Source organism: Gemmiger formicilis (genome assembly GCF_900167555.1).
GTDB classification, from domain to species: Bacteria; Bacillota; Clostridia; order Oscillospirales; family Ruminococcaceae; genus Gemmiger; species Gemmiger formicilis.
In genome coordinates, this window is sequence record NZ_FUYF01000011.1 from 37,013 (window position 1) to 53,945 (window position 16,933).

The window sequence follows — 16,933 nt, forward strand, 5'->3', positions numbered from 1 at the left end:
CCTTCGATAAAAAGGCAGGTGCTTTTTGATTGACAGGCATTTTCCGAAACGTGCCGCGGAGCGGTCAAGACCGCTCCCTACGGGCTGACGTTCACGGGTGCTTTGTAGGGAGGGGTCTTGACCCCTCCGTCGGGTAGACAGGGCACTGATGTGGCGTCTGCTAACGGAAAACCTCCGGGCCGGGCATGCCCGGCCCCTACGGCGCAAAAATCAACCGCGCGTCCCCGCGATCTTGGAATCGGTGCTCCACCCCTGCAAATCGGTGGGCGTCAGGCTGCTCATCCAATTTTCGCGCTCGGTCTCCCACTGGTCCCAGGCTGCCTGGCTGCGGATGGCGGTGCCGCTCTCAAAGGCATCGTCCCACGGGTTGGCCGGGTCGGGGTCGGTGGGGTCCCAGCCGCGTTTCTCGGTGTCGGCGGGGTCGGTGTAGATCGTGCCGGGCTTTCCCATCGGGCCGGGGTCGTCGGCGTCGTTGTAGATGATGACCGGCGTGCCCAGCGGGCAGTTGTCGTAGATCCACTTCACGTCCACCACGGCCAGCCGGATGCAGCCCAAGCTGGCGCGGGTGCCCAGCAGGTTGAACTCGTCGTACTCCACATCGTCCTTGTGCTGGCTGTAATAGGGCACGCTGTGGAACAGGTAGCTGTCATAGATGCGGGTCGCGTACTGGCCGTAGCTCGGGCCCATCAACAGCCGCCAACTGTAGTCCACAGGGGTCGAAAAATACCCGGTGGGGGTATCCATGCCGCCGCTGCACACCATCGCCATGAACGGCACAGCGTACTTTTTTGCGGCAGAATCCACGGCGTAGACCGTGACCACGCCGCCTGCGTTGTTGACCGCCAGCAGGTAGGGGAAGCCCTCCTTCGCGTCCAGCGTCAGGCCGTAGGCGGCAAACTGCGTTTCCAGCCCGGCCAGCGTCTCGGCGGCGTTATCGTCCCAGGTCGTCGGGTCCTTGATCTGCGGCGCGTCCTTGGTGGCGTTGCTCGTGGCCGTCGCCATCGCGGGGGCCACCGTCGGCTCGGGCGTCGGCGTGGGGCTTGTCTCCGGCGTGGCGGCGGGGGCCGCCGTGGTCTGCGGCGTCGTGGCGGGCAGCACGTCCTGTGGGGTGTTGGGCATCTGCACGCAGGCACACAGCAGCGCAGCCGTCAGCAGAAGCGGAAAAATGCGGCGTAGAATCGACATAAAATCTCCTTAGTGTTTGGTGACGCCGTACTCCTCGGCCACGAATTTCTCCAGCGCGGCAAAGCTGCGGCGGACTTTTTCGGTCTCGATGCAGTATGCCATGCGGAAGTAGCCGGGGCAGCCGAAGCTGTCACCGGGGACCAGCGCCAGGTCATATTTCAGCGCCTTTTGGCAGAACGCCTTTGCGTCGTCCTCCAGCGCCTTCGGGAAGATGTAGAACGTGCCGTCCGGCTTGACGACGGTGAAGCCCAGCGCGATCAGCTCGTCGTAGATCAGGTTCATGTTCGTCTCGTAGACGGACAGGTCGCTGGTCATGTCGAGGCAGCGCTCGACGGCCATCTGGATGAGGGACGACGGGCAGTTGTGGCCGGTCCCGCGGGAGATCTGGCCGCACATCGGCACGATGTACGCGGCGTCCTCGCACCGCGGTTTGGCGGCCACATAGCCGATACGCTCGCCCGGCACGCTCAGACTCTTGGAGAAGGAGTAGCAGGTGAGCGTATCATCGTAGAATTTTGCGGGGTAGGGCGTGACCCTGCCGCCGAACGAAATCTCGCGGTACGGCTCGTCGGAAATCAGGAAGATGTGGTGGCCGTATTTGGTGCTTGTCGCGGTCAAAAAGTCGGCCAGCTGCTGCAGGGTCTCCTCGCTGTAGGCGGTGCCGCTGGGGTTGTTGGGGCTGTTGATGAGCACGGCGGCGGTGTTCTCGTCCACGAGCTGCGCGAACGCCTCAAAGTCGATCTGAAAGTCCGCGCACCGCGGCGGCGTCACGCGCAGGGTAAGCCCCGCGCCCTCGATGTACGGCTTGTACTCGGGGAAGAACGGCGCAAACGTTACGATGTTCTGCCCGGGCACGCCGACGCAGCGCACAGCATGGGCCAGCGCACCCGCCGCGCCCGTCGTCATAAAGATATGGTCGGCGGTATAGTCCATGCCGAACCGGCGGTTCAGGCTTTCGGCCACGGCCTTGCGGGCGGACGGCAGCGTCAGCGTCGGCGTATAGCCATGCAGCTTGACGGGGTCTGTGTGGGCCAGCAGGTCCTCGCAAGCCGCGGTGAACTGCGGCGGGCAGGGGACAGACGGGTTGCCCAGCGAGTAATCGAACACGTTCTCATAGCCGATCTCCGCGCCGCGGGCGGTGCTCCATTCAGAAATCTGACGGATAACCGACTTGGCGCCCAGCATATCTTTATAGTGCTGTGCAATCATAATAACAGCTCCTTTTTGTGAAAAATGTTGTAATTTGACCCGGAAACGGCAGCCTCCCGGGAACTCGCTTTCTTTTGGCAGCAAAAGAAAGCTCGCAAAGAAAACTGCCGCTGTTTCGACGCAGCGGACCCGCGACTTAGGGGCTGCACGCCCCTAAGAACCCCAAAGAGGAGGTCGGAAGTCTCGGCGGCTAAACGGACGCAGTATTACTGTCCGTTCTTAACGCCGCCGAGCCTTCCTCCACCTTAAATTCGGGAGTTGCGGGGTTGCGAGCGTGGGGCCACAGTTGAGCGCAGCGAAACTGGGGAGCGAGCAATGTTTGCCCCTGCGGGGCAAACAACCGCACGAGCGGGTTTGCGTAGCAAACTGGCGGCGCTCGTTGTGCGCCGCCAAGCGCCCCCGAACCCCCGCTGCCGGAAACAGCAGTCCGTAGGGGCCGGGCATGCCCGGCCCGCAGCCTTGCCATTGTATCCCCTTTACTGGTTTGCATCGTAGGGAGGGGTCTTGACCCCTCCGCGGGGCGTCGGGGACGCCGCCCCCTACAACGATCCGCAAGGCTTCTCCTTATCGCAAACGGGCACGGCGGCCTGTGGGCAGGCCGCCCTACGCATGGTCCGTAAACTTCTGCCCCGGAACGGTCCGGTCAAATCCCGTCTCCGGGCAATCTCCCGGCATTCCAGGCGTTTCGGGTGCCCTGGTCACTCACGTCACCCCAAAACAACCTTTTCCAACCCCTGGGTATCCTCGGCCAAATATTCTGCCCCGGCTTCGGTCAGCTCCTCGCGGGTCCGGAACCCCCACAAGACCCCGCAGCAGGGCAGGCCCGCGTTGTGGGCGGTCTCCACGTCCACATTGCTGTCACCGACGTACAGCACACTGCCGTCGGCCTCGACGCCAAGGTGCGCCATCAGGGCGCGCGTCCCTTCGGGGGCGGGCTTCGTGGGTACGTCGGGCAATGCGCCGCGGACGACTTCAAACAGGTCGGCGTCAAAGTACCGCGCGACCACGGCGCGGGCAAACTCGTCCGCCTTGTTGGAGAACACCGCCATCCGCACCCCGGCGGCCTTCAGCCGGGCCAGCAGCGCCGGCATGCCGGGGTACGGCGCAGTCTTGTCGTGCATGTGCGCGCCGTAGACCTTATCAAACTCGGCCAGCGTCGCGGCCAGCTGCTCCGGGCTGCGGCAGCTTGCGGGGCTGAACCGCTCCACCAGCTTCGGGATGCCGTTGCCCACAAAATAGCGGTACTGCGCAGTTTCATACTGCGGCCAGCCGTGGGCGGCGCAGACGCGGTTCGCGGAGTCGGCCAGGTCGTCAATCGTGTTCAGCAGGGTCCCATCCAAATCAAACAGTACGGTTTTATACATTTCTCAAAACCTCTTTGCACAAGAAATCACTCTTATTATAGTTGCATTTGACGAAAACAGCAAGCCGCCGCGCCCATTTACCGTAAAAAAGATGTAAATTCTCAAAAAGCTGTTCCCATTTGCACGATTTATGGTATTATATAAGGTAGCACGTAAGGAGGTTTCTCGAATGGATTTGTTTTTTGATTTGCTGCGTTCGGTCATCTACGGTGTGATCGAAGGCATTACCGAGTGGCTGCCCATCTCCAGCACCGGCCACATGATCCTGGCCGAGCAGGTACTTAAATTCAGCTTCAGCGCCGAATTTATGGAGATGTTCCGCGTCGTCATTCAGCTGGGCGCGATCCTGGCTGTTGTGGTCATGTATTTCAAAAAGCTGTGGCCCTTCTGCGTTGACAATGGCCGCGACTCCGGCCTGGCGAAGCACGTCCGCTGGCCGGTCATGCGGCTGTGGTTCAAAATCATCGTCGCCTGCCTGCCCGCCGCCGTGCTGGGTCTGGCGCTGGACGACTGGATCGACGCACATTTTTATAACAGCGTCGTCGTCGCGGTCATGCTGATCGTCTACGGCATCGCGTTCATCCTCATCGAGCGCCGCCCCCGTGTGCCCACCACCACCAAGCTGAGCCGCATCACCTACAGGCAGGCGATTATCGTCGGTGCGTGGCAGGTGCTGGCGCTCATCCCCGGCACGTCCCGCAGCGGCTCCACCATCATCGGCGGCCTGCTCTGCGGCATGAGCCGCGCCTGCGCGTCCCAGTTCACCTTCTTCCTGGCCATCCCGGTCATGGCGGGCGCGTCGGGCCTCAAGCTCGTCAAGTTCCTGGCGGGCGGCGGCGTCTTTACGGTTGGCGAGATCGGCGCGCTGCTGGTCGGCTGCATCGTGGCGTTTGTCGTCTCCATTCTGGCCATCCGCTTCCTGATGGACTACGTCAAGAAGCACACCTTCACGGCCTTCGGCTGGTACCGCATCGCCCTGGGCATCGTCGTCCTGGGTGTCTGGGCCCTGCAGACATTCGTGCTGGCGTAACATTGTAAATAAAAAGCTGCTGTCTCCCGGCATGGGGGGACAGCAGCTTTTTTGTTTGGTGGGTACAAAGCCTCCCTTGTCAAAGGGAGGTGCCGCCAAGGGCGGCGGAGGGATTCCGTCGGGCTTTACGGGGGCTGCTTGCCCGGGCAAGCGGGCAGAGCCCCTCCGGCCTGCTTCGCGGCCACCTCCCCACCGTGTGGGGAGGCTTGCTTCGGGCGGCTTCGCCGTCCGCGAAAGGCTCCCCTTACAGGGAAGCTGGCCAAGCCCGCGAGGCCTGAGGGGCTTTGGCACTGCACGGGTGCAGCGGATGCCTCCGGGAACGCGCGGGCCGGGCATGCCCGGCCCCTACCGCGTTGCGAAGTTACGAATTTTTCGGGAACGTCACCCGTATGGTCGTCCCGGTGCCGACCTGGCTTTGCAGGTCAATTTTTGCGTCGTGCAGCAGGGCAATGTGCTTGACGATGGCAAGCCCTAAGCCCGTGCCGCCCGTGGCCTTGGAGCGGCTCTTGTCCACGCGGTAGAACCGCTCAAACACGCGGGTCTGGCTGTCCTGCGGGATGCCGATGCCGTTGTCCTCGACCTCAAAATACGGGCAGCCGTCGCCGCCTACACCGCAGCGCAGCTCCACATGGCCGCCCGGGCGGTTGTAGCGGATGGCATTGTCGCACAAATTCTGCGTCAGTTCGCTCAATTGGTCGCGGCTGCCGCGCACGGTGGCGGGTCTGGCATCGTATTGCAGCGTCACGTAGGCCCGGCGGGCGTTGACCGTCATGTTCTGGGCCGTCTCCTTGACCAGCGCGGCCAGATCCACAGGGGCCATCTCGGTCACAGGCTCGCGGCTGTGGCTGGCCTGGGTGCTGTCCAGCTCACTCAATTGCAGAATGTCGCTGACCAGCGCGATCATCCGCTGAGCCTCCTTGTGGATGCGCGTGGCGAAGGTCGGCACGTCGGCGGGCTTTGCCATGCCGGTCTCGATCAGCTCGGCATAGCCGGAAATGCTCGTCAGCGGGGTTTTCAGCTCGTGGCTGACGTTGGCCGTGAACTCGCGGCGCATCGTCTCGTTGTCCTCGCGCAGCTTGCGGTCCGTCTGGATCGTCCGCGCCAGCGGGATCAATTCTTCATAGGGCACATCGGCCTCGATCGTGTCCAGATGCTCGGCCAGATGGTTGATGGGCTGCACCATGCGGCGGGTCAGCCACCAGCTGAACAGCGTGGCAGCGAGCAAAATCAGCACGACTGCGCCGCACAGCAGCGGCAGGGTGTCGGTGCTCAGGCCCCAGATGTTCGCGACGTCCTCGCCCACGCGCAGCACCTGTGCGCCCTCCGGCAGGTCGATGCGCACGGCATAGTAGTGCGTCTCCAGCTGCAGCGTCTCGCTCTCGCGGGTGATGCACGCGGAACCGTTCGCCATTGCCTGTTGAAATTCCGGGCGGTCGGCGTGATTGGGCAGGTCGGTCTGGGCCGCGTAGATGTCGCCGTTTACGTCCACGATGTAGGAACCGAGCTTCGTGTCGTACAGCACCGTGCCGTCTGTGTCGATGAGGGTGATGCGCAGGGGGCGGTCCTCAGGCAGCAGGTTCAGCAGCGTGGTAGCGTTGTGGGTGTCCTGCGCCTCGTAGGCAGCGGCGTAGCCATGGCAGATCTGCATCAGGTAATTGTCAATGCGTTCTGCGTAGCTGCGCTGAAAAAGCACCGTCGCCGCCGCCAGCACGGCCAGCGCGCAGAGCAGCCCGGTCAGGATCAGGCCGCGCCGGTAGCGGCGGGTCATGCTGAGGGGCTGGCGCGTGCGGCGTTCGTCGTCAGTCATCGCTGCCCTCCGTGCTCAGCTTGTAGCCCACCTTGCGCACGGTGCGGATGGCCTCGCCCGCCGCGCCGAGCTTCTGGCGCAGCGTGCGGACGTGCATGTCGATGGTGCGGGATTCCAGTAAATCGTCGGTGTCCCAGACGTCCTTCATGATGCGCTCGCGGGCCAGGACCTCCTCCGGGTGCTCCAAAAACAGATGCAGCAGCGCGTATTCCTTGAAGGTCAGCTCCACGGGCACGCCGCCCACCCGGACGGTGCGGGACACGTCGTCCAGCACGATGTCCCCGAAGCGCAGCGTGGACGCGGCGGGCGCGGGGACGGCAGCGGCGGCGCGGCGCAGCACGGCCCGCACGCGGGAGATGAACTCCATGATGCCGAACGGCTTGCACAGGTAGTCGTCCGCGCCGTGGTCCAGCCCCTTGACGACGTCGATCTCGCTGGTTTTGGCCGTGACCATGATGACCGGCGTTGCGGCGCAGGCCGGGTCGGCGCGCAGCTTGGCCAAAATCTGGTAGCCGTCCTCGTCGGGCAGCATGACGTCCAGAATGACGAGGTCGGGCCGCCCGCTGCGCAGCGCCGCCCAGAAGCTGGCTGCGTCCTCGCAGCCCGTGGTCTCGTACCCGTTGGATTGCAAAGCGTATTGCTCCAGCTCACGGATGCTGGAGTCGTCCTCAACGATGTAGATCATAGAAAATACCTCATGTGTGTGGTTTGCAAATAATAAATAATAAATAAAAAATAATAAAGAAGGATGCGCGCCGCGCGCGCAAATTGAAAAAGCGCTGCGAACTTCCCGAAACACACCGTTCCGAGCGGTGCGCAGCGCCGCAAAATATTTATTATTTATTATTTCTTATTTATTCTTTCGAATCTGCGGGAGCAGATTCGGTGTACGCCTCCGGCGGGAAGGTGTAGCGGCCACGGTATTTCTCGTAGCGGCGCTCAAACTTCACGCTGCCGCCGTGCTTGACGTTGTTCAGGTACTCGTGGGTGTCGAACTTGTCCGCCGCGACCTCGATCATGGCCACCGCAATGTTCGAGCAATGGTCGGCGATGCGCTCGTAGTTTGTCAGCAAATCGTCCAGCACAAAGCCGTACTCGATCGTGCAGACACCGGCCTGCAGACGTGCGATGTGGCGGGTCTTGACCTCGCGCACCAGGCCGTCCACGACCTGCTCCAGCGGCTCGATCTTGCCGGCGGCGTAGGTGTCGCACTTCTGGAACGCATCCACCGTGCGGTTGACGATGTCCTGCACGGCGGCCTCCAGAACCGACAGATCGTTGAGCGCTTCTTCGCTGAATTTGATGTCCTTGTCGCGGATCTCCTGCGCCGTTTTGATAATGTTCACGGCGTGGTCGGAGACGCGCTCAAAGTCGCCGATGGTGTGCAGCAGCGTGTTGACGGAGCGGTTATCCTCCACGGACAGATGCTTGGCGCTCAATTTGACAAGGTAGGTGCCCAGCACGTCCTCATAGTGGTCAACGGCGTCCTCCTTGCGGATGACCTCGTCGGCGATGGCGTCATTCCAGACGCGGGTGGTGGACATGGCCTGCAAGAGCGCGGTGCGGCAGATCTCGGCCATATCGCCGCCGGTCAGCATGGCGCGGCCCACGGCCACGGACGGCGTAGTCAGCAGACGCTCGTCCAGCAGGGTGTTCTCCTGCTTCGTGTCGGACGGGGAGTCTGGCACGGTCAAAATGGCCAGTTTTTCCAGCAGGCGGTTGAACGGCAGCAGAATAGCTGTCGTTACTATGTTAAAAATTGTGTGTACGATGGCGATGCCGAAGGTGTTGGCCGTCTCGTTGAAGAAGGCAAAACTGATCAGCGCGTTCAGTCCGTAGAACCCGCACAGGAAGAGGATCGTGCCGATAACGTTAAAATAGAGATGGACGAAGGCGGTGCGCTTTGCGTTCTTGTTTGCACCCGCCGAGGAGATCAGCGCCGTGACGGTGGTGCCGATGTTCTGGCCCATGATGATGGGCACGGCAGCGGAGTAGGTGACCGCGCCGGTGCTGGTCAGGGCCTGCAGGATACCGACGGACGCCGACGAGGACTGCAAAACCGCCGTCAGCACCGCGCCCGCGATGACGCCGAGGATCGGGTTTTTGAAGCTGAGGAACAGATCCATGAACCACGGCTCGTCGGCCAGCGGGGACATGGCATGGGACATCGTGTTCATGCCGGCCATCAAAATAGAGAAGCCCAGCAGGATTTTACCGACGCCGCGCTTGCGGTCCTTGCCGATCATATACATCCAGATGCCGATAAAGCCGAGGATCGGGCTCCACGCGGTAGGGTTCATCATTTGGGTGAGGAAGCTGTCGCCTTCCAGACCGGACAGCGAGAGCAGCCAGCCGGTGACAGTTGTACCGACGTTTGCGCCCATAATGACGCTGATGGCCTGATGCAGCTCCATCAGGCCGGAGTTGACGAAGCCGACGGCCATAACGGTGGTGGCACCGCTGGACTGAATGACGGCAGTGACGGCCATGCCGAGCAGCAAACCGCGGATGGGGCTGCTGGTCATGGTGGACAGAATGCCCTGCAGCTTACTGCCGGCGGTCTGTTCCAGAGCTTTCCCCATCAGGTCCATGCCATACAGGAACATGGCAATGCCGCCCATCAAGGTGAACACATTAAAAATGGTCATCCGGTGTTACACATCCATTCTCTTATTGAGTTTTACACTATACCGCCTTCTATTATAATGTATGCGCCGCAGGTACACCACCACGGGAAGGTAAATGTTGTGTAAAATTTGTGTAAAACGGGCTATTAACGGCAGTCTCCCGGGAGGTTGTTCTTTCTTTTGCCAACAAAAGAAAGAACCAAAGAAAATTGCCGCTGTTGCGACGCAGCGGACCCGCGCCTTAGGGGCTGCACGCCCCTAAGAACCCCAATAAGGAAGTCGGAAGGGGCGGGGGCTAAACGAAAGCAGTATTACTTTTCGTTCTTAACGCCCCCGCCCCTTCCTCCACCTTTGAGTCGGGTGTTCCCCCGAACCCCCGCAGGGGGGAGAGGAAGGCCCCCTTGTCAAAGGGGGCTGTCACCGTTAGGTGACTGGGGGATTCCGGCGGGCCTTGCGTGGCCGCCCGTTACACCCGCAGACGGCCAGGAATCCCTCCGCCTCGCTTGCGCTCGGCACCTCCCTTTGACAAGGGAGGCTCTCCTCGCGGGCTCCGCCCGCGCAAAAGGCTCCCCACTGCGTGGGGAGCTGGCCGCGCCAGCCGGCCTGAGGGGCTTTGTCGGGTTTTCCGCCGCCGCCCGTCACCCCTTTGCCGCCCAATCCACTCCTAACTCCTCTCTCCTAACTCCACCCCTCTCCCTTTCCCAAAACTTTACAAACTTTACACGCGCTACACAAAACCTGCCCCCTCTTTGCAAAACCTTTACCGCGATTGTACAGTACTATGGTCGAAACCGGCGCAAAACCGCGGTACAATTAGCTTGCTTCCGGTGAAGCACTGGCAAAACATCCAAACTATACCACATAAATTTGGGAAAAAGGGAGAATACACACATGAAACGTACTTCTGCTATCGCTGCCGTTACCGCTGCTGCGCTGGCTCTGAGCCTGGCTGCCTGCGGCTCTGCCGATTCCGCCGCTGCTTCCTCTGCCCCTGCAGAGGGCACCGCCGCTTCCACCGAGGCTGCCCCTGCCGGTGACTTCGACGCCGACCAGGACATCACGGTCATCTCCCGTGAGGACGGCTCCGGCACCCGCGGCGCCTTCATCGAGCTGACCGGTGTCGAGGAGAAGAACGCCGACGGCAAGAAGGTCGATAACACCACCGAGGCCGCCGCCATCCAGTCCAGCACCAACGGCGTCATGACCGCCGTCGCCAACGATGAGACCGCTATCGGTTACATCAGCCTCGGCTCTCTGAGCAATGACGTCAAGGCTGTCACCGTCGGCGGCGTCGAGGCCTCCGCTGAGACCGTCAAGGACGGCAGCTACGTTCTGTCCCGTCCGTTCAACATCGTCACCAACGGCGACGCGACGGACCCCGTGGCCGTCGATTTCATCGCCTATGTCTTGAGCAAGGACGGCCAGGCCATCGCTACCGACAACGGCTACATCGGTGAGGACGGCGCGGACTTTACCTCCGCCCAGCCCGAGGGCAAGATCGTCGTCGGCGGTTCTTCCTCCGTCTCTCCGCTGATGGAGAAGCTGATCGAGGCTTACAAGACCGTCAACCCCAACGCCGAGCTGGAGCTCCAGACCACCGATTCCACCACCGGCGTCTCCGGTGCGCTGGAGGGCACCTACACCATCGGCATGGCCAGCCGTGAGCTGAAGGACTCCGAGGTCGAGGGCGGTGCCAAGGCTACCGTCCTGGCACTGGATGGCATCGCCGTCGTCGTCAACCCCGGCAACACCACCGACGACCTGACCGTTGACCAGATCAAGGGCATCTACACCGGCGAGCTGACCACCTGGGCGGATGTGCAGTAAAGTATAGCGGCATCGTAGGGGCGGGGCATGCCCCGCCCGCAGCGTACCCGTGACCGCGCGGTTATGGGAAGGCTGCGGGCCGGACATGTCCGGCCCCTACATGGCATGTAACCAAAGGAGTATAGGAAAATGACCTCCAAGCTAAAAGAAGGCGTTATGCAGGGCGTGTTCACTCTCTGCGCCTGTGTGTCCATCCTGGCGGTGGCACTGATCTGCATCTTCCTGTTTGCCAACGGCGTGCCCACCCTGTTCAAGATCGGCCCGCTCAAGTTCCTGCTGGGCACGACATGGAAGCCCGGCAACGACATCTTCGGCATCCTGCCGATGATCCTGGGCAGCATCTACGTCACGGCGGGGGCTATCCTCGTCGGCGTGCCCATCGGCCTGCTGACGGCCATCTACATGTCCAAGTTCGCGTCGCCCCGCATCAATAAGGTCATGCTCCCGGCGGTGCAGCTGCTGGCCGGCATCCCGTCCGTCGTCTACGGCTTCTTCGGCATGATCGTGCTTGTGCCCGCCGTGCAGGCCATGGTCAAGTCGCCGTTCTTCAAAACCGTGCTCCACGTCAAGAGCGGCAAGGGCATGAGCCTGTTTACCGCTGCCGTGCTGCTGGGCATCATGATCCTGCCCACCATCATCACGGTCAGCAAGACGAGCCTCGACGCCGTGCCCGACAGCTACTACGAGGGCAGCCTTGCCCTTGGCGCGACGCATGAGCGCAGCGTGTTCTACGCCGTGTTGCCCGCCGCAAAATCCGGCGTGCTGTCGGCAGTCATCCTCGGCATTGGCCGCGCCATCGGTGAGACGATGGCTGTCGTCATGGTCGCGGGCAACCAGACCTGGATGCCCAAGGGTCTGTTCCAGGGCCTGCGCACGATGACCTCGAACATCGTCATCGAGATGGGCTACGCCGCCGACCTCCACCGCGAGGCGCTGATCGCCACCGGCGTTGTGCTGTTCGTATTCATCCTGCTTATCAACCTCTGCTTCAGCCTTGTGAAAGGGGGTAAGGACTATGCCTGAGATCGCCGCAACGCAAACAGCCGCCGATATGACCTACGCAAAACCGCATGCGTTCCTGCCCACCGGCGGCAGCAACCGCCGCGCCGCCCGTATGCAGGCCGCCGCGCTGCGCTGGCTTGTGCGCATGGCCGCCCTGCTGACCGCCGCGGTGCTGGTCTTCCTCATCGGCTACATTCTGGTCATGGGCATCCCCAATTTGAAGCCCGAGCTGTTCGCCTGGGAGTATAACTCCGAGAACGTCTCGCTGACGCCCGCGCTCATCAACACGGTGCTGATGACGGCCTTCTCGCTGGCGATCTCGACGCCGCTGGGCATCTTTGCGGCCATCTGGCTGGTCGAGTACGCACACCGCGGCAGCAAGCTGGTCAAGGTCGTGCGCGTCACCACCGAGACGCTGCAGGGCATCCCGTCCATCGTCTACGGCCTGTTCGGTATGCTGTTCTTCGTTACCAAGCTGCACTGGGGCTATTCGATGATCGCCGGTGCGTTCACGCTGGCCATCATGGTTCTGCCCGTCATCATGCGCACGACGGAGGAGGCGCTGATCGCAGTGCCCGACTCCTACCGCGAGGGCAGCTTTGGTCTGGGCGCGGGCAAGCTGCGCACGGTGTTCACGATCGTGCTGCCGTCCGCCATGCCCGGCATTTTGTCCGGCGTCATTCTGGCCACGGGCCGCATCGTCGGCGAGACCGCCGCGCTGATCTATACCGCAAGCTCTGTGGCAAAGATCCCGTCCAGCGTGTTCAGCTCCACCCGCACCCTGGCCGTACACATGTACCTGCTCTCCAACGAGGGCCTGTACATCGGCCAGACCTACGGCACGGCAGTGGTCCTGCTGGTGCTGGTGCTGGTCATCAACGGCCTGTCCGGGCTGGTAGCCGGGAAACTGGCAAAACGGTAAAGGACATTGCACCGGTAGGGGCCGGGCGGCAGACACCGGCTGCCCGGAGGGGTCAAGACCCCTCCCTACGATTCGCCGTTCACGGGTGCTATGTAGGGAGCGGTCTTGACCGCTCCGGGAACCTTCCGTCCGGCAGCCCCTTCCCCGGCGCCGGGCATGCCCGGCCCCTGCCGATACAGGAAACAGCTTTCCGGGTCGATGAGGAGCATCGACCCCTATACCGTAGGGGCGGATTCCATATCCGCCCGTGGGAGTATGCGGCAGCGCAAACCCCGCGGAGGGGTCAAGACCGCTTGGCGGCGCACAACGAGCGCCGCCAGCCAGCAAAGCTGGCCCGCTCATGCGGTTGTTTGCCCCGCAGGGGCAAACATTGTTCGCTCCCCGGTTTCGCTACGCTCAACCGTGGTCCCACGCTTACAACCCCGCACCTCCCTACGATTCGCCGTTCACGGGTGCCATGTAGGGAGCGGTCTTGACCGCTCCGGGAACCTTCCGTCCGGCAGCCCCTTCCCCGGCGCCGCGCATGTAGGGGCCGCATATATGCGGCCCGCAGGTGTACGGAAAACGGGTGCTCGCGGTCCGGGCCGCGGGCCGGGCATGCCCGGCCCCTACCGACACATGGAACAGAGCAGAGATAAAAATGTGAGGTCATTTCATGAACAAATTTGAAGTGCGCAATATGGACCTGTACTATGGCAGCTTCCATGCGCTGAAAAATATCAATATCGACATCCCGGAAAAGGAGATCACCGCGTTCATCGGTCCGTCCGGCTGCGGCAAATCCACGTTTTTGAAAAGCCTGAACCGCATGAACGACCTCGTCGAGGGCTGCCGCATCTCCGGCGGCATCAAGCTCGACGGCGTGGACATCTACAAGGACAAGATGGACGTCAACGTCCTGCGCAAGCGCGTCGGCATGGTGTTCCAGAAGCCGAACCCCTTCCCGATGTCCATCTATGACAACATCGCCTACGGCCCGCGCACCCACGGCATCCATAATAAAGCGCAGCTGGATGAGATCGTGGAAAGATCCCTGCGCGGCGCGGCCATCTGGGACGAGGTCAAGGACCGCCTGAACAAGAGCGCCCTGGGCATGTCGGGCGGCCAGCAGCAGCGCCTCTGCATTGCGCGCGCCCTGGCCGTTGAGCCCGAGGTCCTGCTGATGGATGAGCCGACGAGCGCTCTGGACCCCATCTCGACATCCAAGGTCGAGGAGCTGGCCACGGAGCTGAAAGAGAATTACACCATCGTCATGGTCACCCACAACATGCAGCAGGCCGCGCGTATCAGCGATAAGACGGCATTTTTCCTGCTGGGCGAGCTGGTGGAGATGGGCCCGACGGAGCGTGTGTTCGCCACGCCCGTGGATAAGCGCACCGAGGATTACATCTCGGGCCGCTTCGGCTAAGGAGGTACGACAAATGGGTACGAGTGTACGAAAAATGTACGACGCCGAGCTGCTGCAGCTTGACACGATGCTGGCCCGCATGGGCCACGCCGCCGGCGGCGCGATCGAGAGCGCCATGACCGCCCTGCGCACCGGCGACACCGAGCTGGCCCGCAGCGTTATTGCCCGGGACAGCGAAATCGACTCCGCCGAGCATGAGATCGAGCACCGCTGCTTAACGCTGTTTCTGCGCCAGCAGCCCGTGGCGGGCGACCTGCGCAAGGTCTCCACGGCGCTGAAGATGGTCACCGACATTGAGCGCATCGCCGACCAGGCCAGCGACATTGCCGAGATAACGCTCCATCTCCACCCGGACGGCGCGCGCACCGTCGGCGTGCTGGACGACCTGTACGCGATGGGCGACATTGCCCTGCACATGGTCAAGGACGCCATTGCCGCCTACGTGCAGGTGGATCTGTCCACCGCCGCGCAGGTCATTGCCCGCGACGACGACTGCGACGCGATGTTCAGCCGCATTTCCAAGGAAATTGCGGCCTACATCGCCGCCCACCCCAGCGATGCCGAGACGGCGCTGGACTTATTTATGATCGATAAGTACCTTGAGCGCCTGGGCGACCACGCCGTGAACATTGCGGAATGGGTCGAGTTCCTCAAGACCGGCGTCCACAAATCCCGCAAGATCGTGTAATGCGGGGATAAACAAGCCATTATCTTATTATTTTCCTATACCAACCAAAACGGGACCTGCCGAAAAGCGGGCCCCGTTTTGGCGTGGAGGGAGGCTGCCCGGAGGGGTCAAGACCCCTCCCTACAAGGCACCCGTGAGCGGCAGTTCGTAGGGAGCGGTCTTGACCGCTCCGGGTGCTTTGCGGCAACGTCAGCTCCCTGTAGGGGCCGCGCGGCGGCAAAAAAGCAGCCGTCCCTTTCCGGAACGGCTGCTTGCTATCATTTCGCCCCTTTCCCTGCGAACACAACGTAAATCGTTTTGAACAAAATCTTTACGTCGCCCCAGAGGGACCAGTTGTCGATATAGGCTACGTCGAGCTTGACGACCTCCTCAAAATCCTCGATGTCGCTGCGCCCGCTGACCTGCCACAGGCCGGTGATGCCCGGCTTCATCGACAGGCGGCGCTTGTGGTGGCTCTCGTACTGCTTGTACTCGTCCACCGTCGGCGGGCGGGTGCCCACCAGGCTCATATCGCCCCGCAGCACGTCAAAAAACTGCGGCAGCTCGTCAATGCTGGTGCGGCGGATGAATTTACCCACCTTGGTCACGCGGGGGTCATCCTCCATTTTGAACATCAGGCCGTTCATTTCATTCTGGGCCATCAGCTCCTTCTTGCGGGCCTCGGCGTCCACGTACATGCTGCGCAGCTTGTGGATGTAAAAATACCGCCCGTTGCGGCCCACACGCTTTTGTTTAAAAAACAGCGGGCCGGGGCTTTCGAGCTTGAGCGGGATGGCGACCACCGCGATGATCGGGATGCTGATGATACAGCCGATGACAGCGCCCACCACGTCCATGCAGCGCTTGGCGATCTGGTCGCGCAGCTGCAATTCAACGGTGCCCATCGTGACGATGTTGCCCCCGGCGCAGCGCCCCAGGGACCGGCTCAGCCGCGCGGCGCTCGTCTCGTCGCAGCAGGCTTCCTCAATGCGGTCCAGCAGCGGCAGACGGAAGTGCACGGTCAAGCCCATGCTCTCCATCTCGTCCAGATAGGGGATGAAGCTCTCGCCGCTGTCCATCGGCACATCGACATAGACCTCGTCGAGCGCCTCGCGCCGGATCCAGTCCATGAAGTCGTCGAACGTCGCCTTGACCTCGACGCCGCAGACTTTGGTGGAGATCGCGGCGGGTGTGGCCTCCAGCAGCGAGACGCCCACGACCCGGCGGGACCAGTCCTTTCGGATCTCGGAGATCAGCCGCTCGGCCCGGTCCGACGTTGTGACGACGCCGACGAGCGTCTCCATGCCCCAGCTGCGCTGGAACCGGATGAGCAGTCGCTTTAAAATCGCATGGGAGAACGGCAGCAGCACCGCGTTGACCGCGGGCACTGTGACCGCAAAATAACGGGAGTCCAGCATCGTGGCCTTGGCCAGCAGCATGCAGCCTGCATAAACAAGGCCGAGCGCGATGTTGAACCGGAGGGAAAGGCTGATTTCCTCGTTTTCAGACCGTGTTACGATGTTTTTGTCCTGGTCGAAGAAGAAGAAGGTGACGACGAACGCCACAAACAGCAGGCACAAGGTCTGGAGCCAATCGGTGCTGGTGTAGGGGATCAGCACGCCGAACAGCCCGTCGGTGATGAGCCACGCCAGCAGAACGCTGACGGCCATCGTGAGCAGGTCGGCGAAAAATACATAAGCGTATTGCAGCTTTTCGCGTTTACTTGTCATGAAGAAGGAGAAGTCCTCTCTAATAGTTATCTTCTTATTTTACCATAGACAGAGGATATTTTCAACAAAATCCGCAATATCATAACAATTACACAATTTATAAGGGCGCGGTAGGGGAGGGCTTCATCCCTCCCGGGGAGGTTTCTGCCGCCGCG

General features: G+C 61.9%; 13 protein-coding genes. 6 read left to right on the plus strand and 7 right to left on the minus strand.

Translation table 11 applies throughout. The features are described 5' to 3' along the window. Positions 1-210: 210 nt before the first annotated feature. The 3 genes from B5D32_RS09730 to B5D32_RS09740 all read right to left on the minus strand — a co-directional run bounded on the left by B5D32_RS09730 (position 211) and on the right by B5D32_RS09740 (position 3,758). Positions 211-1,185: a L,D-transpeptidase gene (locus B5D32_RS09730; RefSeq protein ID WP_078784859.1), complete on the minus strand. Its 975-nt coding sequence runs from the start codon at positions 1,183-1,185 to the stop codon at positions 211-213. 9 nt (positions 1,186-1,194) lie between these two features. Further along, positions 1,195-2,394 carry a pyridoxal phosphate-dependent aminotransferase gene (locus tag B5D32_RS09735; protein WP_078784860.1) on the minus strand — a complete coding sequence of 400 codons (1,200 nt, stop codon included), beginning with the start codon at positions 2,392-2,394 and terminating at the stop codon, positions 1,195-1,197. Between the two features lie 707 nt (positions 2,395-3,101). Then, on the minus strand, positions 3,102-3,758 hold the full coding sequence (locus tag B5D32_RS09740) for an HAD family hydrolase (RefSeq protein ID WP_078784861.1): 657 nt from the start codon (positions 3,756-3,758) through the stop codon (positions 3,102-3,104). Between the two features lie 169 nt (positions 3,759-3,927). Here B5D32_RS09740 and B5D32_RS09745 point away from each other — a divergent pair, with 169 nt between their 5' ends. After that, on the plus strand, positions 3,928-4,788 hold the full coding sequence (locus tag B5D32_RS09745) for an undecaprenyl-diphosphate phosphatase (RefSeq protein ID WP_078784862.1): 861 nt from the start codon (positions 3,928-3,930) through the stop codon (positions 4,786-4,788). Positions 4,789-5,149: 361 nt separating this feature from the next. Here the strand turns inward: B5D32_RS09745 and B5D32_RS09750 are convergent, their stop codons facing one another. The 3 genes from B5D32_RS09750 to B5D32_RS09760 form a co-directional block, all read right to left on the minus strand. Next, positions 5,150-6,595 (minus strand): sensor histidine kinase, encoded by a 1,446-nt coding sequence (locus tag B5D32_RS09750; protein WP_078784863.1) that lies wholly within the window; start codon positions 6,593-6,595, stop codon positions 5,150-5,152. Then, positions 6,588-7,280: a response regulator transcription factor gene (locus tag B5D32_RS09755; protein WP_078784864.1), complete on the minus strand. Its 693-nt coding sequence runs from the start codon at positions 7,278-7,280 to the stop codon at positions 6,588-6,590. Before B5D32_RS09755 ends, B5D32_RS09750 begins: the two co-directional genes overlap by 8 nt. A gap of 169 nt (positions 7,281-7,449) precedes the next feature. Continuing rightward, entirely contained in the window at positions 7,450-9,243 is a 1,794-nt protein-coding gene (locus tag B5D32_RS09760; RefSeq protein WP_078784865.1) for a Na/Pi cotransporter family protein, read from the minus strand. Positions 9,244-10,113: 870 nt separating this feature from the next. Here B5D32_RS09760 and B5D32_RS09770 point away from each other — a divergent pair. From B5D32_RS09770 to phoU, 5 genes are all read left to right on the plus strand, one after another. Further along, positions 10,114-11,049: a substrate-binding domain-containing protein gene (locus B5D32_RS09770; RefSeq protein WP_078784867.1), complete on the plus strand. Its 936-nt coding sequence runs from the start codon at positions 10,114-10,116 to the stop codon at positions 11,047-11,049. Positions 11,050-11,178: 129 nt separating this feature from the next. Further along, positions 11,179-12,072: a phosphate ABC transporter permease subunit PstC gene (gene pstC / locus B5D32_RS09775; RefSeq protein WP_078784868.1), complete on the plus strand. Its 894-nt coding sequence runs from the start codon at positions 11,179-11,181 to the stop codon at positions 12,070-12,072. A gap of 91 nt (positions 12,073-12,163) precedes the next feature. Further along, positions 12,164-12,973: a phosphate ABC transporter permease PstA gene (gene pstA, locus B5D32_RS09780; protein WP_143402733.1), complete on the plus strand. Its 810-nt coding sequence runs from the start codon at positions 12,164-12,166 to the stop codon at positions 12,971-12,973. Between the two features lie 655 nt (positions 12,974-13,628). Next, positions 13,629-14,381 (plus strand): phosphate ABC transporter ATP-binding protein PstB, encoded by a 753-nt coding sequence (pstB, locus tag B5D32_RS09785; RefSeq protein WP_078784869.1) that lies wholly within the window; start codon positions 13,629-13,631, stop codon positions 14,379-14,381. A gap of 13 nt (positions 14,382-14,394) precedes the next feature. Next, on the plus strand, positions 14,395-15,069 hold the full coding sequence (phoU, locus tag B5D32_RS09790) for a phosphate signaling complex protein PhoU (RefSeq protein ID WP_078784870.1): 675 nt from the start codon (positions 14,395-14,397) through the stop codon (positions 15,067-15,069). A gap of 257 nt (positions 15,070-15,326) precedes the next feature. Here the strand turns inward: phoU and B5D32_RS09795 are convergent, their stop codons facing one another. After that, positions 15,327-16,778 (minus strand): sugar transferase, encoded by a 1,452-nt coding sequence (locus B5D32_RS09795; RefSeq protein ID WP_078784871.1) that lies wholly within the window; start codon positions 16,776-16,778, stop codon positions 15,327-15,329. Positions 16,779-16,933: the final 155 nt, after the last annotated feature.